The sequence below is a fragment of the Cellulomonas palmilytica genome, assembly GCF_021590045.1.
Taxonomy (GTDB): Bacteria; Actinomycetota; Actinomycetes; order Actinomycetales; family Cellulomonadaceae; genus Cellulomonas; species Cellulomonas palmilytica.
Genome location: NZ_CP062221.1, coordinates 3,130,565 through 3,151,971, shown reverse-complemented (window position 1 = coordinate 3,151,971; position 21,407 = coordinate 3,130,565). Strand labels below are relative to the sequence as shown.

General features: G+C 75.6%; 19 protein-coding genes, 1 tRNA gene and 1 riboswitch. Of the genes, 15 read left to right on the top strand and 5 right to left on the bottom strand.

Going from position 1 to position 21,407, the window contains the following annotated elements:
• Positions 1–17: 17 nt before the first annotated feature.
• Both F1D97_RS14265 and F1D97_RS14260 read left to right on the top strand, forming a co-directional pair.
• A complete protein-coding gene (locus F1D97_RS14265) occupies positions 18–1,334 on the top strand; it encodes an NtaA/DmoA family FMN-dependent monooxygenase (protein ID WP_236121176.1) in 1,317 nt (438 codons plus the stop codon).
• Entirely contained in the window at positions 1,331–2,200 is an 870-nt protein-coding gene (locus tag F1D97_RS14260) for an alpha/beta hydrolase (RefSeq protein WP_236121175.1), read from the top strand. Before F1D97_RS14265 ends, F1D97_RS14260 begins: the two co-directional genes overlap by 4 nt.
• Before the next feature lie 140 nt (positions 2,201–2,340).
• On the opposite strand, the gene F1D97_RS14255 is transcribed toward F1D97_RS14260, so the two are convergent.
• The 4 genes from F1D97_RS14255 to F1D97_RS14240 all read right to left on the bottom strand — a co-directional run bounded on the left by F1D97_RS14255 (position 2,341) and on the right by F1D97_RS14240 (position 7,694).
• Positions 2,341–3,708, bottom strand: coding sequence for an NtaA/DmoA family FMN-dependent monooxygenase (locus F1D97_RS14255; RefSeq protein ID WP_236121174.1), 1,368 nt, complete (start codon positions 3,706–3,708; stop codon positions 2,341–2,343).
• A gap of 25 nt (positions 3,709–3,733) precedes the next feature.
• On the bottom strand, positions 3,734–4,948 hold the full coding sequence (locus tag F1D97_RS14250; protein WP_236121173.1) for an LLM class flavin-dependent oxidoreductase: 1,215 nt from the start codon (positions 4,946–4,948) through the stop codon (positions 3,734–3,736).
• Positions 4,945–6,180, bottom strand: coding sequence for an aminotransferase-like domain-containing protein (locus F1D97_RS14245; RefSeq protein ID WP_236121172.1), 1,236 nt, complete (start codon positions 6,178–6,180; stop codon positions 4,945–4,947). The genes F1D97_RS14250 and F1D97_RS14245 overlap by 4 nt, the downstream gene beginning before the upstream one ends.
• Positions 6,181–6,202: 22 nt before the next feature.
• A riboswitch (SAM riboswitch) is annotated at positions 6,203–6,317 on the bottom strand.
• A 33-nt stretch (positions 6,318–6,350) separates the two neighbouring features.
• Positions 6,351–7,694 (bottom strand): NtaA/DmoA family FMN-dependent monooxygenase, encoded by a 1,344-nt coding sequence (locus F1D97_RS14240; RefSeq protein ID WP_236121171.1) that lies wholly within the window; start codon positions 7,692–7,694, stop codon positions 6,351–6,353.
• Between the two features lie 258 nt (positions 7,695–7,952).
• On the opposite strand from F1D97_RS14240, the gene F1D97_RS14235 reads away from it, so the two are divergent.
• The 9 genes from F1D97_RS14235 to F1D97_RS14195 all read left to right on the top strand — a co-directional run bounded on the left by F1D97_RS14235 (position 7,953) and on the right by F1D97_RS14195 (position 14,603).
• Entirely contained in the window at positions 7,953–8,825 is an 873-nt protein-coding gene (locus F1D97_RS14235; protein WP_236121170.1) for an NADPH-dependent oxidoreductase, read from the top strand.
• Positions 8,822–10,450, top strand: a complete 1,629-nt coding sequence (locus F1D97_RS14230) for an MFS transporter (protein WP_236121169.1) — start codon at positions 8,822–8,824, stop codon at positions 10,448–10,450. Before F1D97_RS14235 ends, F1D97_RS14230 begins: the two co-directional genes overlap by 4 nt.
• 10 nt (positions 10,451–10,460) lie before the next feature.
• Entirely contained in the window at positions 10,461–10,883 is a 423-nt protein-coding gene (locus tag F1D97_RS14225; RefSeq protein WP_236121168.1) for a rhodanese-like domain-containing protein, read from the top strand.
• 133 nt (positions 10,884–11,016) lie between these two features.
• Complete coding sequence (locus F1D97_RS14220; RefSeq protein ID WP_236121167.1) at positions 11,017–11,172, top strand: hypothetical protein; 156 nt, start codon at positions 11,017–11,019, stop codon at positions 11,170–11,172.
• Positions 11,173–11,209: 37 nt separating this feature from the next.
• A complete protein-coding gene (nadD, locus tag F1D97_RS14215) occupies positions 11,210–11,779 on the top strand; it encodes a nicotinate-nucleotide adenylyltransferase (protein WP_208405130.1) in 570 nt (189 codons plus the stop codon).
• Positions 11,776–13,329 carry a hypothetical protein gene (locus F1D97_RS14210; RefSeq protein ID WP_236121166.1) on the top strand — a complete coding sequence of 518 codons (1,554 nt, stop codon included), beginning with the start codon at positions 11,776–11,778 and terminating at the stop codon, positions 13,327–13,329. The genes nadD and F1D97_RS14210 overlap by 4 nt, the downstream gene beginning before the upstream one ends.
• Before the next feature lie 23 nt (positions 13,330–13,352).
• On the top strand, positions 13,353–13,745 hold the full coding sequence (rsfS, locus tag F1D97_RS14205; RefSeq protein WP_236121165.1) for a ribosome silencing factor: 393 nt from the start codon (positions 13,353–13,355) through the stop codon (positions 13,743–13,745).
• Positions 13,742–14,437: a histidine phosphatase family protein gene (locus F1D97_RS14200; RefSeq protein ID WP_236121164.1), complete on the top strand. Its 696-nt coding sequence runs from the start codon at positions 13,742–13,744 to the stop codon at positions 14,435–14,437. The genes rsfS and F1D97_RS14200 overlap by 4 nt, the downstream gene beginning before the upstream one ends.
• A 93-nt stretch (positions 14,438–14,530) precedes the next feature.
• Positions 14,531–14,603, top strand: a tRNA-Ala gene (locus F1D97_RS14195).
• A 197-nt stretch (positions 14,604–14,800) separates the two neighbouring features.
• On the opposite strand, the gene F1D97_RS14190 is transcribed toward F1D97_RS14195, so the two are convergent.
• Positions 14,801–15,361 (bottom strand): AAA family ATPase, encoded by a 561-nt coding sequence (locus F1D97_RS14190; protein ID WP_236121163.1) that lies wholly within the window; start codon positions 15,359–15,361, stop codon positions 14,801–14,803.
• Positions 15,362–15,447: 86 nt separating this feature from the next.
• On the opposite strand from F1D97_RS14190, the gene F1D97_RS14185 reads away from it, so the two are divergent.
• The 4 genes from F1D97_RS14185 (at position 15,448) to F1D97_RS14165 (ending at position 21,397) form a co-directional block, all read left to right on the top strand.
• A complete protein-coding gene (locus tag F1D97_RS14185; RefSeq protein WP_236121162.1) occupies positions 15,448–15,798 on the top strand; it encodes a DUF488 domain-containing protein in 351 nt (116 codons plus the stop codon).
• A gap of 6 nt (positions 15,799–15,804) precedes the next feature.
• Entirely contained in the window at positions 15,805–17,670 is a 1,866-nt protein-coding gene (locus F1D97_RS17420) for a threonine/serine exporter family protein (protein WP_263008796.1), read from the top strand.
• 179 nt (positions 17,671–17,849) lie between these two features.
• Entirely contained in the window at positions 17,850–18,605 is a 756-nt protein-coding gene (locus tag F1D97_RS14170) for a hypothetical protein (RefSeq protein ID WP_236121161.1), read from the top strand.
• 59 nt (positions 18,606–18,664) lie between these two features.
• A complete protein-coding gene (locus F1D97_RS14165) occupies positions 18,665–21,397 on the top strand; it encodes a phosphoenolpyruvate carboxylase (protein ID WP_236121160.1) in 2,733 nt (910 codons plus the stop codon).
• Positions 21,398–21,407: the final 10 nt, after the last annotated feature.

Sequence of the window (21,407 nt, the reverse complement as noted above, 5' to 3'; positions counted from 1 at the left end):
ACCACGAGGGGGACCCCATGACCGAGCGACAGCTGTTCCTCGGCGCGTACCTGCTGTTCCCGAGCGGGCACTACGCCGGCGCCTGGCGCCACCCGTACTCCGAGCGCGACTTCAACGACCGCACGCTCTACCAGGACATCGCCCGCACCCTGGAGCGCGCGCGGTTCGACCTGGCGTTCATCCCGGAGACCGTGAGCTACCGCGAGGGCTTCGCGCGGCACGGCCTGAGCAACGGCCTCAAGCACGACCCGGCGCAGCTCGCCGCGCAGGTCGTCGCGGTGACCGACCACCTCGGCGTCGGCGTGACGCTCTCGACGAGCTTCAACGAGCCGTACAACCTCGCGCGCACGCTGCTCAGCCTGGACCACCTGTCGGGCGGGCGCGTCGCGTGGAACGTCATCCAGTCCAGCGGCCCTGCCAACTACGCGAACTTCCCGCGCGCGGAGCAGCTCGGGCGTACCGAGCTGTACGACCGCGGCGACGAGTTCGTCGAGGCCGTGCTCGCGCTGTGGCGCTCGTGGGCGCCGGACGCGCTCGTCGCGGACCCCGAGACCGGCGTGTACGCGGACACGACGAGGATCACCGCGCCCGAGTACAAGGGGAAGTACGTCGAGGTGCGCGGGCCGCTCAACCTGCCGCCGTCGCCGCAGCGGCACCCGGTGATCATCCAGGCGGGCGACTCGCCGCGCGGGCGCGACCACGGCGCGCGCTGGGGCGACGTGATCTTCGCGATCGAGCGCACGCCCGCCGACCTGCGCGCCAAGAAGGACGACCTGCGCGCCCGGGCGGCGCGGCAGGGCCGCGACCCCGACGCGCTGCGGCTGTTCGCCGCGGTCCAGCCGATCATCGGCGAGACGACGGAGATCGCCCGCGCCCGCCGCGACGCGCTCGCCTCGTACATCGCGCCCGAGGCGGGGATCGAGTTCTTCGGCATGTTCTCCCGGCTCGACCTGGGCGACCTGGACCCGGGAACGCCGTACGCGCAGGTCCTCGAGGAGCGGGCGACGCCCGAGCACCTCGAGTCGCGCACGATCGTGCAGCTCGACGAGCTGCTGGGCGCGCGCAAGCGCGCGGTGACGCTCGCGGAGGCCGCGGTGACGTTCTCGACGAGCGAGCTCACGCCGCAGGTCGTCGGCACGGGCCGGGAGGTCGCCGAGCAGCTCGCGGACATCTTCACCTCGGGTGCCGCGGACGGCTTCCTCGTCACGCCGACGCACTTCCCGGGGACGTTCGACGAGTTCGGCCGCGCCGTCGTGCCGCACCTGCAGCGCCTGGGCGTGTTCCGCACCGAGTACGAGGGCACGACGCTGCGCTCGCACCTGGGGCTGAAGTGACCGCGACGACGAGCGCGGCGTCCGGCACGGGCGTGCGCGCGGGGACGACGAGCGTGCCGGCCCGCCGCAGCGTCGAACACCGGATCGGCACGGACCACGGCACGCTCGCGGCGACGTTCACGCCCGCGGCGGACGGCGTGCGCTCGGCGGTGGTGCTCGCGCACGGGTTCCTCTCCGATCGCCGCGCGAACGGCCGGTACGACGTGCTGGCGGAGGAGTACGCGGCGCTCGGGCACGCAGTGCTGCGCTTCGACTTCTCGGCGTTCGGGGAGTCCGACGGCGACGTCGTCGACGGCGACCACCTGATCTCGGACCTGCACGCGGTGCTCGACCACGTCGAGGCGCTCGGCCTGTCGGACGTGCTGGTGCACGGCCACTCGCTGGGTTCGGCGGTCGCGCTGCGCGTCGCGCCGGGCCGGACGTCCGTGCGCACGCTCGTCCTGACAGGTGCGCTCACGGGTGCGGGCTCGGGCGACGCTCCCTACCCGTTCCTCACGCCGGAGCAGGTCCAGGACTGGTACCTCGACCGCGACGTTCACCTGCCGCTGACGGTGCCGACGCACGTGCGGACGCACGCCACGGTCAACCGCGCACGCCCGAAGGTCGGCGCGTGCGGGACGCAGGAGGCGCTGTTGCGCGCGGTGCGCGTGCCGGTGCTCGTCGTGCACGGCGACCAGGACAGCGAGCAGCGGCTCGCCGCGACGACCGCCCAGGGCGAGCGCTGGCTCCCGGCGCACTCGCACGTCGAGGTGATCGCGGGCGCGGACCACTCGTTCGCGGCCCACCTCGGCCAGGTCGCGGCGCTCGCCCGGGAGTGGGCGCAGCGGTGGCTGCCGGTGCCGGCGGCACCGGCACCGCCCGGGTAGGACCAGCTCGACGCACCGCCCCGTTCCGGGGGGACGGCGGGGCGAGGCACGTCGGGCACGAGGCGGGGGCCCGTCCTGTGGGATGCAGGACGGGCCCCCGTGTGCGTGCTGCGTGCCGGTGCTCAGGCGACTCCCGGCACTCAGGCGTCGGCGGTCACGAGCGTGCGGCGGTGCGGGACGGGTGCGCGCAGGCCCAGGTGCTCGCGCAGCGTCGTCCCGGTGTACTCCGTGCGGTACGCGCCGCGCTCCTGGAGCTCGGGCACGAGCCGGTCCACGACGTCGTCGAGCCCGCCGGGCACGACCCACGGCGTGAGGTTGAACCCGTCGCTCGCGCCCGAGCGCACCCAGTGCGCGAGCTCGTCGGCCACCGACGACGGGGTCCCGACGAACCCGCGCTGCCGCTCCTGGTCGAGCACGAGCTCACGGATCGAGAACCCCTGCTCGGTCGCGCGCTCGCGCCACGCGCGGGCGACGGCCACGGCGTCCCGGCCGGGTCGCGGCGTGCCGCGCGTCTCGCCGATCGCCTTGACCACCGGGTCGTGCTCCGGCAGCGGGCCGTCGGGGTCGAGGTGGGACAGGTCCTCGCCCCACACCTGGCCGATCAGGGACAGCGCGGTCGCGGGCGTGACCTGCTGCTCCTTGACCCAGCGCGCCTTCTCGCGGGCCTCGTCGGGCGTCGCGCCCAGGATGATCTGCGTCCCGGGCAGGATCTTGACGTCGTCCTCGGGGCGTCCCGCGGCCACCGTGCGGCGGCGGACGTCGTGCGCGAACGCGAGCGCGTCGGCGTGGTCCGTGCCGTGCGCCGAGAAGATCACCTCGGCGTGCGACGCCGCGAAGTCCCGGCCGGCGGGGGAGTCGCCGGCCTGGAACAGCACCGGGTGTCCCTGCGCGCTGCGCGGCACGGTGGGCGTCGCGACGAGCTCGACGGTCCGGCCCGCGTAGCGCACCTCGACGGGCGCGCCCTCGTCGTCGAACGCGTCCCACAGCGCCTGGGCCGCCTCGACGAACTCGGCCGCGCGCACGTACCGCAGCTCGTGGTCGAGCCACCCGCCGCGGCGGAAGTTCGCGCCCGTCCACGAGTTGTCGGTCGTGACGATGTTCCACGCGCCGCGGCCGCCCGACAGGACGTCGAGGCTCGCCAGGCGGCGCGCGAGGTCGGCCGGGTCGTTGTACGTGACGTTCTGCGTCGCGACGAGCCCGATGCGTCGGGTCACGGCGGCGAGCGCGGACAGCTGCGTGATCGCGTCGGGCCGACCCACGACGTCGAGGTCGTGCAGCAGGCCGTTCTGCTCGCGCAGGCGCAGGCCCTCACCGAGGAAGAACGCGTCGAACAGCCCGCGCTCGGCGGTCTGCGCGACCTCGCGGAACGTCTCGAAGTCGATCTGCGACCCGCTCGCCGGGTCGGACCAGATGGTGGTGTGGTTGACGCCCTGGAAGAACACGCCCAGGTGGACGTGCGCGTGGGGGCGGGGGTAGTCGGCCGACGAGGGGCCGGTGGCGGTGCTCACGGGAGTCTCCTGACGGACGGGCGCGTCACGCGCCGCGGGCGAACTGGTTGGCGGGGCGTGCCAGGCCGAGCGTGTCGCGCAGCGTCGCGCCGGGGCGCGGCGTCGGGACGGCGCGGGCGACGCGCAGCGCGGGCAGGACGTCGCGCACGAGCACGGCGAGGTCGACGTCCTGCACGGCGGGCAGCACGCGCACGCCGTCGACCACGCCGCGCAGCGTGAGCAGCAGCTCGACGAGCCCGGACGCGGAACCGCTCCAGCGAGCCGCCGAGGCCCACGCCGAACCGGGCAGCGGCGCCGTCGCGGCGTCGAGCTCGGCCGCACGAGCGGGTGCGCCCGCGTCGGCGGTGTCGAGCACGACCGCGAGGTCGAGCACGACGAGCGGCGCACCGTCCGCGCGGGCCTGCGCCGCGACGCGCGCGACCCACGAGTCGCCCGCGAGCGACGCGGCCGTCAGCCGCGCGTCGTCGTCGGCACCCGGCCCGACGAGCGCGACGTCGACCGCCGTACCCGGCAGCACGCCGGCGCGAGCGACCACGACCGGACGCCCCTGCGGGCCACGCGGGACGATGAGCGGCCCCACGACGCTGAACGGCGCGCGCACGCCGTCCGGCACGTCGCGCGTCGCGGGGCTCGCGGTCGCGCCCGAGCCGCCCGACGTCACGTCGACCTTGTGCAGGCGCTCACGGTCGACGAAGCGCCCCGTCGCGGTGTCCCGGACGACCGCGTCGTCCTCCCACGAGTCCCACAACGCCGCGAGCGTGCGCGCGACGTCGGCGGTCTCGTCGCGCAGGTCGTCGCCGGCGGCGACGGGACGGTCGAGCGCCGCCCGCGCCCCGGGCACGTCGCCCGAGCCGACGAGCCAGCCCGCCCGGCCACGGCTCGCGTGGTCGAGCGACGCGAGCTGGCTCGCGACGTGGAACGGCTCGGTCACGCCCGGGTGCACGAGCGGCACGAGGCCGATGCGTGACGTCACGGGCGCGACGAACGCGGCGCGCGTCACGGCGTCGACGCGCAGCGCGGGACCCGCCGGGGCGGGCGTCAGGCTGTCGTCGAACGTCACGAACGTGACGCCGGCGTCCTGCGCGGCGGCCACGGCACGGCGCAGGCGCTCCGGCCCGACGTCGTCGGACCCCGCCGTGTCGCTCCAGGCGGTGCGCGTCAGGGGCGGCGTGTCGACGAGGTGCGCGCCCGGGTGGGCGCCGCGGCCGTCCAGCTCGACCGCGAGGTGCAGCGCGCTCATCGGTCGGTCCCCGCGGCGACGGCGTCGACCGCGTCGCCGAACCGCGCGACGAACTCGCGCAGCGTCGCGACGTCGCGGTCGCCGTACGCCAGGCGCACGCGGTCGGTGAACTCAGGGCGACCGCTCGAGGAGAAGAAGTCGCCCCGCTGGTACGTGGCACCGCGCTCGGCGGACGCCTCCGCGAGCCGCGCCGGGTCCAGGCCCGGCAGCGTGATCCGCGGCCACAGGAAGAACCCGCCCTCGGGGTCCTCGACCTCCACGAGCTCGCCGAGCCGCTCGCGCAGCGCACCGGCGAGGACGTCGGCGCGCTCGCGGTACAGCGCACGGGCGCGCTCGAGCGTGCGGTCGAACCACGTGTCGTCGTGCGTCAGCAGGTCGATCACGAGGCGCTGCTCGAGCGTCGACGTGTGCGAGTCCTGCCGGTTGCGCACGCGCACGAACGCCTCGACCAGCTCGGGCGCCGCGACCACCCAGCCGAGCCGCAGGCCGGGCCCGAGCGTCTTGGAGAACGTGTTGACGTGCACCACGCGGTCGGACTCGGACAGCACGCGCTGGTCGGCGTCCGTGCCGCGGAACCGCAGCTCGCGGTACGGGTTGTCCGCGAGCACGACGAACCCGTACCGCTCGGCGAGCTCGACGAGCCGCACGCGCTGCTCGCTCGGCAGCGTGCCCTGGCTCGGGTTGTGGAAGTCCGGCACGGTGTAGACCGCCGCCGGACGACCGCCGCCGCGCAGGTGGTGCTCGAGCTCGTCGACGTCGAGCCCGTGCGGGCCGACCGAGATCGGCACGGCGCGGCCGGCGGACAGCTCGAGCGCGCGCAGGAACAGCGGGAACACGGGGTTGTCGACGGCGACGGGCGCGCCGCGCTCGATGAGCGCGAGGACCGACAGCGACAGGCCGTGGAACCCGCCGTTCGTGACGATCACGCGCTCGGGTGCGACACCCTCGCGCGCGGCGATCCAGGCGCGGAGCTCGTCGAGACCCGCGGACTGCGAGTACTGGAACGCGCCCGCGCCCGCGCGCTCGTCGGACAGCACGCGCTGCGCGGACGCGAGGAGCTCGCTCACGGGCAGCGCGGAGTCGTCGGGGATGCCGCCCAGCAGCTCGATGTCGCCGGGGCGACGACGGCGCAGGCTCGCGTCGCCGAACCCGCGGGGACGGCTCAACGCGGCGGTGAACGTGGTGAGGGACGCGCCGACCGAGGTCGCGGCCGGGTCGAGGACTGTCGTCATGGCGTCGTGGCGCCTTCCTGGGGGACATCGGTTGCGCGCCCGCTGGTGCGGGTGCGCCAGGTCGTGCTCGGGAGCACCCCACCGGTGTCTGGGGGTTGCTGTTCCGCCTGCCGAGCCAGACGGCGGAACTCGGGACCGGCCGCAGAAGTTAGGTGGCGGGCAGGCCCGGGTCAACGGTTGAGGGCGGTCGTCTCACGGGCTGCCCCCGTCGGTGCGCCGACCCCGAGCCGGTCGCGCAGCGTCCCGCCGTGCGGGCGGTCCGGCCGCACGCCCGCGGCGCGCAGCAGCGGCACGACGTCGCGCGTGAACCGTCGCAGGCCCGCGGGCATCACGGCCGGTCCGACGACGAACCCGTCGGCGGCGTCCGCCTCGAACCAGGCGAGCAGCTCGTCGGCGACGTCCTGCGGGCTCCCGACGACGAGCAGGTGGCCGCGCGTGGCCTCCGCGACGCGCGCGAGCTCCCTGACCGTCAGGCGCTCGCGGACCGCGCGCTCGTGCAGCTGGCGCGCCCGGCTGCGGTGCCCCTCGGTCTGCGCCGGTGCGGCGTCGAGCAGCGCGTCCGCGGGCAGCGCGGAGGTGTCCCACCCCAGCAGCGCGGACAGCCGGCGGCGCGCACGCTCGTCGTCGATCGCCTCGTCGAGCCGCGCGCGCACCTCGCGGGCCTGCGCGCGCGTCGATGCGACGATCGCGACGACGCCCGGCATGACGAGCACGCCGTCCGGGTCGCGTCCCGCGTCCGCGACGCGGTGTTTGACCTCGCGGTAGAACTTCCGCGCGTCGGGCAGGTGGTCCTGGCTCGTGAACACGACGTCCGCGTGGTCGGCCGCCAGCGCGCGCCCCGCCTCGGACGCGCCCGCCTGGAACAGCACGGGGCGGCCCTGCGGCGAACGCGACGACGGCAGCACCGTGCGGACGTCGAACGACGGGCCGGCGTGCTCGACGCGGCGCACGCGCGCGGGGTCGACGTACCGGCCGGCGCGCCGGTCGCGGACGACGGCGTCTCGCTCCCACGCGTCCCACAGCGCGCACGCGACCTCGAGCGCCTCACGGGCGCGGGCGTACCGGTCCGCGTGCGGCGGCAGCGGCTCGCCGCCCGCCGCGGCGGACGCGAGCGCCTGGAACGACGTCACGACGTTCCAGCCGGCCCGGCCCTCGGACAGGTGGTCGAGGCTCGCGAGCCGTCGGGCCAGGTGGTACGGGTCCTCGAACGTCGTCGAGAAGCTCCCGACGAGCCCGATGTCCCGCGTCGTCGCGGCGAGCGCGGCCAGCAGCGCCGTCGGCTCGAGGCGCGGGACGAGGTCGGCGCGCACCTCGTGCGGGCGCTGCGGGTCGGCCTGCTCACCGAGCACGTCGGTGACGAGCAGGAAGTCGAGCCCCGCGTCCTGCGCCGCGCGCGCCGCGGCGACGTGCTGCGCGAGCGACTCGCTGTCGGTCGCCTGCGTGCTCACGCGCCACGCACCCGCGTGCTGGCCCGTCACGGTGTGGTACGTGCCCAGTCGCATCCAGCGCTCCACCGCGGCCCCCTTCGTCGTCGGTGCCCGGAAGTGTGCGGCGCGGCCGGCACGCCGGCACGGCTCCCACCGGACTTCCCGTCATGTGAGACGCGACGGCCCGGTCGTTGACCCACCTCCCGGGACGGACGAACCTCGCGCCCCACGAGCCCCGCCGTCTGTCCCGGCAGGCGGGGCGGGCGGCCGCGACGAGAGCGGCTCGCGCCCGGGTCGATCCGCAGCAGCGCCCGCACCCGCGGGCGGCGGGAGAAGGAGCGCACCGTGTCCGTCGACGTCGTCGTGGAACAGCCCACCGCCCAGCCCGCACCCGACGACGCCGCACCCCTCGACGAGCTGCGGCACGCGCGGTACGGCGGCGCCGCGGCGCCGCACGGCCCGCTCGTCGACTCCGCGGTCGTGCGCCGACAGCTCGCGCACCGCTCCGTGCGCCGGTACCTGCCCGACGACGTGCCCGACGAGGTCGTCGCGACGCTCGTCGCCGCGGCGCAGTCCGCCGCGACCAGCTCGAACCTGCAGCTGTGGAGCGTCGTCGCGGTCCGTGACCCGCAGCGCCGGGCCCGGCTCGCGCACCTCGCGGGCGACCAGGAGCACGTCGTCCAGGCGCCCGTGCTGCTCGTGTGGCTCGTCGACCTGGGGCGCGCGCACGTCGTCGCCGACCGGCACGGCGCGCCCACCGAGGCGGCCGAGTTCCTCGAGTCGACCGTCGTCGGGTTCGTCGACGCCGCGCTCGCGGCCCAGAACGCGACCCTCGCCGCGGAGTCGCTCGGCCTCGGCACCGTGTACATCGGCGCGCTGCGCAACCGGCCCGAGGACGTGGCCGAGGTGCTCGGGCTGCCCGCGCACGTGTTCCCGGCGTTCGGGCTCGTCGTCGGGCACCCCGACCCGAGCGAGCAGGCGGGCGTCAAGCCGCGGCTCCCGCAGGAGGCCGTGCTGCACCACGAGACGTACGACCTGGCGCACCAGCTCGACGCCGTGGCCGCCTACGAGGACCGGATCGGCGAGTACTACCGCGCGCAGGGGCTGCGGCACTCGTGGACCGAGCGGCTCCTCGCGCGGTTCGCGAGCCCGCGCGCGCTCAACGGGCGGGAGCGGCTCGCGCAGGCGCTGCGGCAGGCGGGCCTCGGGCTGCGGTGACCTCGGCTGCGACCTCCCCGGCGACCTCCCTGACGACCGCCCCGACGACCTCCCCGACGACCGCCGCGGGACCCCCGCGGTCGGCGCCCGCGTGGCGCGCGACCGAGACGCGCGTGACGCTCGTGTGCCTCGCGGTCGGCTTCGCGACGCTCACCGACCAGGCCGTCGTCACCGTCGCGGTGCCGTCGCTGCGCGCGTCCCTCGAGGCCTCGACCGGGCAGGTCCAGTGGCTCGTCGCCGCGTACTCCCTGGGGTTCGCGCTCGCGCTCGTCCCCGCCGGCCGGCTCGGCGACGTGCGCGGGCGACGCGGGCTGCTCGTCGGCGGCGTCGCGGTGTTCTCGCTGCTGAGCGTCGCGGCCGCGACCGCGACGACCGCCGACGTGGCGGTCGCGTGCCGGTTCCTGCAGGGCGTCGCCGCCGGGGTCGCCAACCCCCAGGTGCTCGGGCTCCTGCAGGACCACTTCACGGGCGCGCGCCGCACGCGCGCGCTCGGCGCTTACGTGAGCGTCGCGGCCCTCGCGGGGATCCTCGCGCCGCTCGTCGGCGGGCTCGTGCTCGAGGCCGCCGGGGGAGCGGCCCCGTGGCGCTGGGTCGTCCTGCTCAACGTGCCGTTCGGCCTCGCGGCCGCGCTGCTCGGCCGCCGCTGGCTGCCGCGCGTCGCGCGTCCCGGGCGGCGCCCCGACGTCGACCCGGTGGGCGTCGCGCTGCTCGGTCTGACCGTGCTCGCGCTGCTCGTGCCGGCGGTCGCCGTGACCGGCGGCACCAGCACCCCGGGCTGGACGTGGGGAGCCCCCGTGCTCGCGGGCGCCGCGCTCGTCGTCTGGGAGCGGCACCACGCCCGCCGCGGCGGGCTGCCCCTCCTGCTGCCGGCGCTGCTCGCGTCCCGGTCGTTCGTGCTCGGCACCGCGGTCGCCACGCTCGTGTTCGGTGCGTCGCTCGGCTCGACGCTCGTGCTCGTCCTGCACCTGCAGGAAGGGCTCGGCATGCCCGCGTGGCGGGCGGGGCTCGTCGGGACACCCGGCGCGGTCGTCGGGGCCGTGGTCTCGACCGTCGCGTGGCGCGTCGCGGGACGGTTCGGGCGACGCGCCGTGACCGTCGCGCTCCTGCTCGTCGCCGGGTCGACGGCCGCGTCCGCCGCGCTCGTCGCGGGCGCTCCCGCGCACCTCGTCGTGCCCGGGCTCGTCGCCGTGCAGGTGGTCGGGGGAGTGGGGACCGGGCTGGTGCACGCCCCCAACCAGGCGTTCACGCTCGAGGCCGTCCCACCCGACGCCGCCGGGCTTGCCGCGGGCTTCTTGCAGGTCCTGCAGCGCGTCAGCGCGGTGCTCGCGCTCGCGCTGCTGGGCGGTGTCGTCGTCTCCGGGTCGGATCCCACCGCCGGGCCCGGGGCGGACGGGCGCGCCGCCGCGACGGGACTCGTCGTGTGCGCCGCCATGACCGCGCTGTCCGCGCTCGCCTCCGCGGTCGACTCGCGCGCACGTCGTCGTGCCGGCCGCCTCGTCGTGCTCGAGCCCGCAGGACCCGCCACAGAACCCGCCACCGACCTCACCACAGAACCCACCACGGAACCCACCACAGGACCCACGACCGAGAACAGCCGGGGCCGCCAGGTCCCGGTGCCGCACTGAAGGAGGCACCATGACCGACCAGGCCACCACGCCCTCGACCGCACCCGCCGTCGACCTCTCGCTCGAGGACGCGGGCGCGCTCGCGCCGCTCGTCGCGCCACAGACCGCCGCGCAGCGCCTCGCCGAGGGCGCCGTGCTCGTCGACGTCCGCTCGGACGCGGGGCGCGCCACGACCGGCAGCATCCCGGGCGCGCACGTGGTCGACCGGTACCGCGTGGACGAGACGTTCGACCTCGCCGCCGCGGCCCGGCTCGAGCCCGTCGTGTCGCTCGACACGCCGATCGTCGTCGTGTGCGGCTCGGTCCGCGGCTCGGGACCCGTCGCCGCCGCCCTGCGCGCCAAGGGGTACACCGACGTCGTGCACGTCGAGGGCGGCGCGCCCGCGTGGGCCGAGGCGGGCCTGCCCGTCGAGCGCGCGACCGGGACCGCCTGACCTCCCGCGGGCGGGGTCCCACGCCGTGTGCGGACCCCCGCTCGCGGCCGGGGACGTGCGACAATCGTCACCGCTCGTCTCCCGGGGGGAGGCGATGGTCAGAGCACCACCACTCGAGCACCGGAGGACTGCCGTGCACGCCGCCTTGATCGCCGCCGCTGGGGAAGCCGCCGAGAAGACGAACGAGCTGCCGTTCCCGCCGGTCGTCTTCGGCGTCGGTGCGTTCGTGGGGCTCGTCGCCGCGCTGCTGTTCACCTACGCCTTCCGTCTCGTCGGCACGCGCCACTGATCGCGTGCACGTACGCCCGGTGACGCGACTGGGGGTGATGGGCGGGACGTTCGACCCCGTCCACCACGGACACCTGGTCGCGGCGAGCGAGGTCGCCGCGAGGTTCGGCCTCGACGAGGTCGTGTTCGTGCCCACCGGCACGCCCTCGTTCAAGCAGGACCAGGACGTCACGCCCGCCGAGCACCGCTACCTGATGACCGTGATCGCCACGGCCTCCAACCCGAGGTTCACGGTCAGCCGCGTCGACATCGACCGCGGCGGTGTGACGTTCACCGTGGACACCCTGCGCGACCTCAAGGCGGCTCGGCCCGATGCCGAGTTGTTCTTCATCACCGGTGCCGACGCCGTCGCGCAGATCCTGACGTGGAAGGATGCGCAGGAGCTGTTCTCGATGGCGCAGTTCGTGGCCGTCACACGTCCGGGGCACACGCTCTCGGTCGAGGGACTGCCGGTGGACCGGGTGCACGTCATGGAGATCCCGGCGCTGGCGATCTCCTCCACCGACGTGCGCGCCCGGGAACGGGCCGGCCAGCCGGTCTGGTACCTCGTCCCCGACGGGGTGGTCCAGTACATCGCGAAGCACCAGCTGTATCGAGGTTTGTCATGACGGAACCAGGAGCACGGCCGCGGCGCCGTGACCTGCACCGGAGCGACGACGTCGCCGGGACGCCCGAGACGCCGGACGCCGGTCAGGCGTCGGCCGCGGCACCGGGCGGCACGCCCGCCCCGGGGTCGCGTCGTGCCCGACGCGTGCAGAGCGAGTCGTTCGACGCCCCGGCCCAGCAGAACCCGACCGCGCCCGGCTGGCCCGGCGCGCAGGGCGGGTACCCGACGGCCGCGGCGCCCGCCGCGCCTGCGCCCGCCCCCGTCGCGCCGCAGCGCTCGTCCGCGCGGCCCGCAGCCGCTCCCGCGTGGGCCCCGCAGCAGCCCGCCGGTCCCGCAGCGCCCCGCCCGACCTCCTCGGCCGGTCCGCAGTCCTCCGCGCGCCCGGTCGGCAGCCCGATGCCCGCGCCGGGTGCGCCGACCGCCGGCCCCGGTGCCGGGCCGTCGCCCGCGCCGGCCCCCGCTCCCGTCGAGCGTCCCCGCCGCTCGTCGGTGCGCGACACCATGCTCGACCCGACGAGCTCGCGCTCGGTCGCCGTGCCGCCGAGCGCGCCGCGGCCCACGTCGGCCCCCGCGCCGGCACCCGGCCCCGCGTGGGGCGCGTCACCGCAGCCCGCCGCCGCGGCTCCGACCGCCCAGCCGGGTGCCGCACCGCGCGGCCCGCAGCCGGGCACACAGCCGGGCACACAGACGGGCCCGCACTCGGGCTCCGCCCAGCCGCGACCGGCGCAGCCCGTCGTCCCGGCCGCCCGTTCGTCCGCGTGGACCGGCGGCCGTCCGGAGGCGCCCGCGTCGCCGTCGTACGCGCAGCCCTCGTCCGCGGCACCCGCGCAGCCGTCCGCGTACCCCGCCCCGGCCGTCCCGCAGCAGCCCGCCGCGCCCGCCCCGGCGTCCGCACCCTCGTGGTCACCGTCGTCCGCGCAGGGCACGGGGTGGGCGCCGACGACCGCCGGCGCGCAGGCGCCCGTGACCCGTCCGGACGCCTCGGGCACCCCGGCCCCGCGGACCGCTCGCTCCGCGCCCGCCCAGCCCGCGCCCGCGCAGCCCTCGCCCGCCCCGGCGCCCGCACAGCCCGCGCCGTCGGCGCCCGCGAGCGGCTTCGGCGTCACGGGCTTCGGCGTCACCGGTCTCGGCGCGGGGGCAGCCGCGTCCGCCGCGGCGCCCGCAGCCGCCCCCGCGGCGGCTCCCGGGTCGAGCTGGGCGCCCGCCGGGGCGTCGTCGGGCTGGACCCCCACGCCGTCGGCCGCCTCCGACCCCGCACCGCATGCCGAGCCGGCCGCGACGCCGTGGGGCCAGGACGCGCCCGCCGAGTCCGGTCGCCCGTTCGCGCCCGTCCCGGGTACCGAGCACGAGGCCGTCGACCTCGACGAGGACGAGGACGAGGAGCGTCCGCGCCACCCCTACACCTGGCTGCACCTCATCGTGCTCGCCGTCGTGGCGTTCGTCCTCGGCTTCCTCATCGTCCTGCTGTACACGAAGACGAGCGACGAGGCGACCGCCTCGAGCAGCACCGTGGTCACGGTGCCCGCCGTCCGGGCCGGCCCCAGCGCCTGACCCACCCCGAACCTAGGAGACCAGTGGCCGCCACCGAACGTGCCGTCGAGCTCGCCGTCGCCGCCGCCCGCGCGGCGTCCGACCTCAAGGCGCAGGAGATCATCGCGCTCGACGTGAGCGAGCAGCTCGTCCTCACGGACGTGTTCCTCATCGCGTCCGGCACGAACGAGCGCCAGGTCGGCGCGATCGTCGACGCCGTCGAGGAGTCGCTGTTCAAGCTCGGCGCCAAGCCCGTGCGCCGCGAGGGCAAGGCGCAGGGCCGCTGGGTGCTCATCGACTTCGGTGACGTCGTCGTGCACGTGCAGCACGCCGAGGACCGCGTGTACTACGCGCTCGAGCGCCTGTGGAAGGACTGCCCGCTCATCGAGCTGCCCGCCGACGCGCGGGGTGGCGACGGGAGCGAGGCCGACGCGTGACGGTCGGCCGCCTGCTGCTCTGGCGGCACGGCCGCACCGCGTTCAACGCCACCGCCCGGCTCCAGGGCCAGGTGGACATCCCGCTCGACGACGTGGGCCGCTGGCAGGCTCGCACCGCGGCGGCCGCGATGCTCGTGCGGCACACCCCGACGCGCATCGTCTCGTCCGACCTCGGCCGTGCCGTGGAGACCGCTGACCCGCTCGCGCGCATGGCGGGCGTCGACGTCGAGACCGACGAGCGCGTGCGTGAGAGGTCGTTCGGCGAGTGGGAGGGGCTGAGCGGCCCCGAGATCGCCGAGCGGTGGCCCGAGGACTTCGCGCTCTGGCGCTCCGGCGGGGAGCCGGAGCGCGTCGGTGCCGAGACGCGCCTGCAGGTCGCGAAGCGCACGGCGGCAGCGATCGACGAGCACGCCCAGCGCATGGCGCGTGAGGAGACCCTCGTCGTCGTGTCGCACGGCGCGGCGATCAGCTCCGCGGTCGCCGAGCTCATGGGCCTGCCGGCCGACTGGCGCGCGCTCGCGGGCATGCACAACGCGCACTGGGCGGAGCTCGTGCCCTCGTCGTCGGGCATCCTGCCCGCCTGGCGGCTGGTCGGCTACAACCTCGGGCCGACGGACGCCTCCGCGGACTGGAACGCCGGCCCGGACCGCACCGACGAGCACGAGGGCGGCTCGACCCGCGACCCCGACTGACGCGTGACGCGCGTCGCACGGGGGCGATTGGCGTCAGGGCCTGTCATCGGCCTAGACTCTCCGAGCGTCCCCACGGGGACGACAACTGCACAAGGGGCTGTGGCGCAGCTGGTAGCGCACCTGCATGGCATGCAGGGGGTCAGGGGTTCGAGTCCCCTCAGCTCCACCGATCGAGAGCGGGTCGCCGGAAGGCGACCCGCTCTCGTCGTCTTCCTCCTCGTCTTGCCCCGTCGCCGCCCGGCGTCACCCCACCCGGAACCCCGCCGGGACGGTCGTTCCCCGCGAGTGCGCACGTACCGGTGCGAGTGCGCACGTCCGGCGTGCGCACTCGGTGCAGGACGTGCGCGCTCGGTGGGGACGCGGTCACTCCTCGGGCGACGTGTCGGTCGGGTGCAGGACGTACCGGCCGGAGGCGACGGCCGCGCGTACCGCGGCCAGCGTCTGTGCGGCGTCCTGGCCGGTCGTGTCGATGACGTGGCGTTCCAGCTCGCCGAGGTCGGCCAGCTGGTCCCACATCGCCAGCACGGGACCGGCGTCGACGAGCGCGCCGGGCGCGACCCGCGCCTGCGCACGCCGCAACGTCTCGTCGCGCGAGGGCCGCAGGACGACGTAGTGCAGCGGCGGGCTCGCGGGGACCGACGTGAAGTGGGGGAGCATCCACGGTCCGACGATGCCGTCGACGACGGTCGTGTACCCGCCCTGCGCGTACGCGAACGCGGTGCCCCGCACGGCGCGCAGCACGGTCTGGTTCTGGGTGTCGGCGTCCGGCAGGTACGGCGGGATCGCGCCGGAGACGATCCAGTGCCAGAAGTCGTCGGTGTGCAGGTGCACGCCGCGGTCGGACGACGCGGCGAGCGCGCGTGCGGTCGTGGACTTCCCGGCCCCGGGCGGCCCCGTGAGGATGACGACGTCGGCTGCGGTCACGCTCGCGATGCTAGCGACGGCGCGCACGACGACCGGGTGCCGCTGCTCGGCGGGTCAGGGTCGGGAGGAACGTGCATGATGTGGGCATGGTGCAGGTCGGGCGGGTGTACGACGAGGGCGACGGGAGCCGTCGCGTCCTCGTCGACCGGCTGTGGCCGCGCGGGATCCGCAAGGACGACCCGCGGATCGACGAGTGGCTGCCGCTCGCGGCGCCGAGCACGGAGCTGCGGCACTGGTACGGCCACCGCGAGGAGGCGTTCGACGAGTTCGCCCGCCGGTACGAGGCCGAGCTCGCCGAGGGGGAGCAGGCGGACGCGTTCGCGCGGCTGGCCGCGCTGGTGGACCACGAGCCGACGACGCTGGTGACCGCGACGCGCGAGGTCGAGCTGAGCCACCTCACGGTGCTGGCGCGCCTGCTCGACGAGCGGACGCGCTGAGCGGACATGCCCGGCGCGTGGTGGGTCGCCGACGTCGACCCGCTTCCGGCGGCGTCGTCCGACGCGGTGCCGACGCCGGTCGCGACGACGGATGCGCCGACCGCCCCGGCGACGCAGGGGCCCATTCCGACGGTCCCGGCGACGACGAGCGCGCCCACCCCGCCTCCCGAGGCGACCCCCGAACCGAGCGTGGCCACGTCGCCGCCGCCGGAGCCCACGCCGACGAGCACGCCCGCCCCCGCGGCGACCACGCTCGTCCCGACGCCGACGAGCACCGGCGGCACAGTCTGGACGACGCCGCCCACGGTCACGACGAGCGAGCTGCCGGTCGGGGTGATCGCGCTCGCCCTGCTCGTCCTCGTGGCGGCCACCGCGGCGATCGCGCTCGCGACACGGCGCGGGGCTGCCCGGCGGCCGGTGCCCGCGGGCGGTCCGGCCGAGGGGGTCGTCGGGCGCGCCACCGCAACCGCCACGGACCCGCGGGCGGACGCTCGGACCGTGCCGTTGCGGGTGCCGACCTCGACGCTGCTGGCGGGCGCGTCGGCGGCCTCGGACGCCGAGGACGACGTCGTCGACCTGCTCGCGGCAACCGTCCACGACGAGGCGCCCGAGGGTCCGCGGGAGGAGCCCGCGTCCGTCGACGAGACGGTGCGCTTCTGCCTGCAGCTCGGTGAGGCGATGATCGACGCGACCGCGCCCGTGGTGCAGGTGCAGGACGCGCTCGAGCACGTCGCGCACGCCAACGGGCTGCCGGACGTCGAGGTCGTGGCCCTGCCGACGGCGCTCGTGCTGTCCACGCCGCGCGCGGAGCAGACGCGGACGGTCGCGGTGTCCGCGGGGTACCGCTCGCTGCGGCTCGACCAGGTGCACGAGGTGCTCGAGGTCGCGGACCTCGCGCGCGAGGGTGCCGTGGGGCCGGCGGAGGGCTCGCGGCGGATCGCGGCGGCGTTCGCGAGCAGCTCGCCGTACGCGGCATGGCAGCAGGCGCTCGGGTACGTGATCTCGGCGGTGGGGCTCGCGCTCGTGCTGGGCGGCTCGCTCACGGACGTCGCGCTCGCGGCGGTGCTCGGTGCGGCGGTCGTGGGGTTCGAGAAGCTCACGAGCGCGTGGGCGGGGCCGTACCGGTCGATCGTGGTGCTGCTGTCGGCGTTCGGCGTCTCGACCGCGGTGTTCGCGGCGTCGCGGACGGGGCTCGACGTGTCGCTGCTGCCCGCGCTGGTCGCGCCGCTCATCACGTTCCTGCCGGGTGCGCTGCTCACGACGTCGGTGATCGACCTCGCGACGCGCCAGATGATCGCCGGGGCGGCGCGGCTCGCGGCGGGCGCCATGACGCTCGTCCTCCTGGCGCTGGGCATCGTCGGGGGCGCGAACCTCGTCGGTATCCCGGCGTCCGCGGTCGCGCCGGGCGGGGAGCAGGCGCTCGGCTGGGTGGGTGCGTGGCTGGGCGTGGTCGTGTACGGCGCGGGCGTGACGATCCGGCACAGCGCGCGGCGGCGTGCGGTGCCGTGGATCCTGCTCGTGCTCGTCGTCGCGTACGCGGGGCAGGTCGTCGGCGGCGCGCTGCTCGGCTCGCAGGTATCGGGGTTCGTCGGCGCGCTCGCGATGACACCGGTGGCGCTCGTCGTCGCCCGGCACCCGGACGGTCCGCCCGCGATGGTGAGCTTCCTGCCGGCGTTCTGGCTCCTGGTCCCCGGTGCGCTCGGGCTCGTCGGCGTGACGTCGGTGCTGGGGGAGTCGGCGGACCAGGGGATCACCGCGGTCGTCACCGCGGCCACGACGATGGTCGCGATCTCGCTGGGGGTGCTGACGGGGCTGGGTGCGGGCTCGTGGGCGCTCGCGAACCGGTGGTGGGTGCGCGAACGGGCGGACTGAGGCGCGTCAGCCGATCGGGTGAACGTTGACCCGTACGCCTCGCCCGTCGGGGCGGCGTCGCGACACGTCCGGGTCGTCCGACCGGACATCGGGCACGAAAAACGGACATCCCGGGTAGTGTCCGGCGCGGCCGTACGTGCGCGGACGGCCGTACGACCCGACGAACGAAGGAGCAGCGCATGAGCAGGTGGACCACGGTCGCGACGAACGGGCGCAAGCGGTGGGCGGCGGTGGTCGCGGGTGGCGCGCTCGTGCTCACGGCGGCGCTCTCGGCTGCTCCGGCGAGCGCCGACACGGCCCAGGCCTACCCGGTCACGATGACGATCTCGCCGTTCAACGCGAAGAAGACCGCGACGGGCTGCAAGGACATCTACTGGTGGGTGACGGTCTCCGGCCTGAAGTCGGACACGTCCTACTCGTTCACGACCTCCGCGAAGCAGGGCACCGCGAGCCCGATCACCGGCTCGCTCGTGAGCTACCCGCTGAAGAACGGCAAGAACAAGGTCGCCGGTTACGTGTGCGGGAGCACGAGGAAGGCCGGGCCGTACAAGATCAACGCCGCCGTGCGCGTGAGCGGCAAGGTGCAGGGCGCGGCCGAGGCGCGCGGCACCCTCAAGGTGACGCCGGCGCTCGACATCAACGGCTACGACACCAGCAAGGGCTTCTACGTGTACGGCTACCCGGACCCGGCGATCGACATGAAGGGCAAGGAAGTCAAGATCTACTTCAAGAAGCGCGGCACCACCACGTACAAGGTGGTCGGCAAGACGAAGGTGAACTCGAGCGGGAAGTGGGGCTTCACGTCCACGAAGCTCACCTACGGCCACGTGTACGTCGGCTACGCGGGCTCGACGTACGTGCTCAAGGCGAAGTCGGACTCGGGCCAGATCGTGCCCGCCGGCACGTCGTCGGCGAACAGCCTGTCGCTCGGCTGACCCGCTCGTCGCTCGGGCCCGGTCCCCTCGGGGGCCGGGCCCGAGGCCGTTCTCCGGCGATGCTCACGCCGTGGACCGGCAGCACGGACGAAACACCCGTGGCCTATCTTGTCCGGGTGACAGCACCACTTCCTCCCCGTGAGAACCAGCGGGGCATCGCCCGTCACGAGGTCCCCGAGCCGCTGCGGAACGACGTCCGCGTGCTCGGTGAGTTCCTGGGCCGGGTCCTGCGCGAGTCCGGCGGGGACGGCCTCCTCGAGGACGTCGAGCGCCTGCGCGAGCTCGCGATCGCCGCGCACGACGACCCGGAGAGCGACGCCCTGGTACGTGCCGAGGAGCTCGTCGCGGGCTTCACGCTCGAGCGCGCCGAGCAGGTCGCCCGCGCGTTCACGTGCTACTTCCACCTGGCCAACACGGCCGAGGAGTACCACCGCGTCCGCGTCCTGCGGGAGCGCGAGGCGCACGTCGACCCGCACACGCTGACGGCGGACGACTCGCTGCCGGCCGCGGTCGCGCAGCTCGCGAGCGAGGTCGGCGAGGAGGAGGCGCGCCGGCGCCTGCGCGAGGTCGAGTTCCGGCCCGTGCTCACGGCGCACCCCACCGAGGCGCGGCGTCGCGCGGTGTCCCGTTCGATCCGCCGGATCGCCGAGCTCGTCGCCGAGCGCGACATCCTGTCGACCGGCGGGGTGTCGCTCGCGGAGAACGACCGTCGACTGCTCGCCGAGATCGACACCCTGTGGCGCACCGCGCCGCTGCGCCAGTCCAAGCCGACCGTGCTCGACGAGGTCCGCACGGTCCTGAGCGTGTTCGAGTCGACGCTCGCCGACGTGCTGCCCGCCGTGTACCGCCGTCTCGACGACTGGCTCCTCGACGGCGACGCGGGCACGACCCCGCCGGTGGTGCGGCCGTTCGCGCGCCTCGGCTCGTGGATCGGCGGCGACCGCGACGGCAACCCGAACGTCACTGCGGAGATCACGCGCGCCGCGGCCCAGCTCGCCTCGGAGCAGGTGCTCCTCGAGCTCGAGCGGTCCGCGGTCCGGACCGCCGCGGGGCTCACGCTCGACGGGGTCGGCACGCCCGCCTCCTCGGAGCTCAACGCGCTGTGGCAGCGCGAGCGGTCGCTGTCGGAGTCGATCGCGTCGCGGGTCGCGGCGGAGTCGCCCAACGAGCCGCACCGCCGCGCGCTGCTGTTCGTCGTCGAGCGGCTCGCCGCGACGCGCAGCCGCAACGCCGACCTGGCGTACGGCTCGTCGGGCGAGCTCGAGGCGGACCTGCTCGTGGTGCAGCGCTCGCTCGTCGACGCGGGCGCGACGCGTCAGGCGTTCGGCGACCTGCAGCGACTGCTGTGGCAGGTGCAGACGTTCGGCTTCCACCTCGCCGAGCTCGAGCTGCGCCAGCACTCGCAGGTGCACGAGTCCGCGCTCGCGGACATCGCGGCGAAGGGCATCGACGGGGACCTCGAGCCCCGCACGGTCGAGGTGCTGGACACGTTCCGCACGATCGGCACCGTGCAGAAGCGGTTCGGCCCCGACGCGGCACGCCGCTACATCGTGTCGTTCACGCAGAAGGCCGAGCACCTGGCCGCGGTGTACGAGCTCGCGGAGCTCGCGTACGGCGGCGCGGAGAACGTGCCGGTCATCGACGCGGTGCCGCTGTTCGAGACGTTCGCGGACCTGCAGGCCAGCGTCGGGATCCTCGAGCAGGCGCTCGAGCTGCCGCAGGTGCGCAAGCGCCTCGCGGAGAACGGCCGTCGCGTCGAGGTCATGCTCGGCTACTCGGACTCGTCGAAGGACGTGGGGCCGCTGTCGGCGACGCTCGCGCTCGACGACGCGCAGCGGCGCATCGCGCAGTGGGCGCGCGACAACGACATCCAGCTGACGCTGTTCCACGGCCGCGGCGGCGCGCTCGGCCGCGGTGGTGGCCCCGCGAACCGCGCGGTGCTCGCGCAGCCGCCGGGCTCGGTGGACGGCCGGTTCAAGCTCACGGAGCAGGGCGAGGTCATCTTCGCCCGCTACGGCGACCCGCACATCGCCGCCCGGCACATCGAGCAGGTCGTCGCCGCGACGCTGCTGCAGGGGGCGCCGAGCGTGGAGGAGCGCAACGCCGAGGCGGCGGAGCGGTTCCGGTCGCTCGCGGACCGGCTCGACGCGTCGTCGCGCGCGCACTTCCACGAGCTCGTGCGTGCCGAGGGCTTCCCCCAGTGGTTCGCGCAGGTGACGCCGCTCGAGGAGATCGGCCTGCTGCCGATCGGCTCGCGTCCGGCGCGCCGCGGTCTGTCCGTGTCGTCGCTCGACGACCTGCGGGCGATCCCGTGGGTGTTCTCCTGGTCGCAGGCGCGCATCAACCTGGCCGGCTGGTACGGCCTGGGCACGGCGCTCGAGGCGGTCGACGACCTCGACGAGCTGCGGTCGGCGTACGAGCGGTGGCCGTTGTTCGCGACGATCATCGACAACGTCGAGATGTCGCTCGCGAAGACCGACGAGCGGATCGCGGCGCGCTACCTGGCGCTGGGCGACCGCGAGGACCTCGCGCAGCTCGTGCTCGACGAGATGGCGCGCACGCGCCGCTGGGTCCTCGCGATCACGGACTCCGACGCGATGCTGTCTCGCCGCCGGATCCTCGGCCGCGCGGTCCAGCTGCGCAGCCCGTACGTCGACGCGCTGTCGCTCCTGCAGCTGCGCGCGCTGCGCGGTCTGCGCACGGGCGACGCGCCCGAGCGCGCGGAGGACCTGCAGCGTCTGCTGCTCCTGAGCGTCAACGGCGTGGCCGCGGGCGTCCAGAACACGGGCTGACGCGCACCCG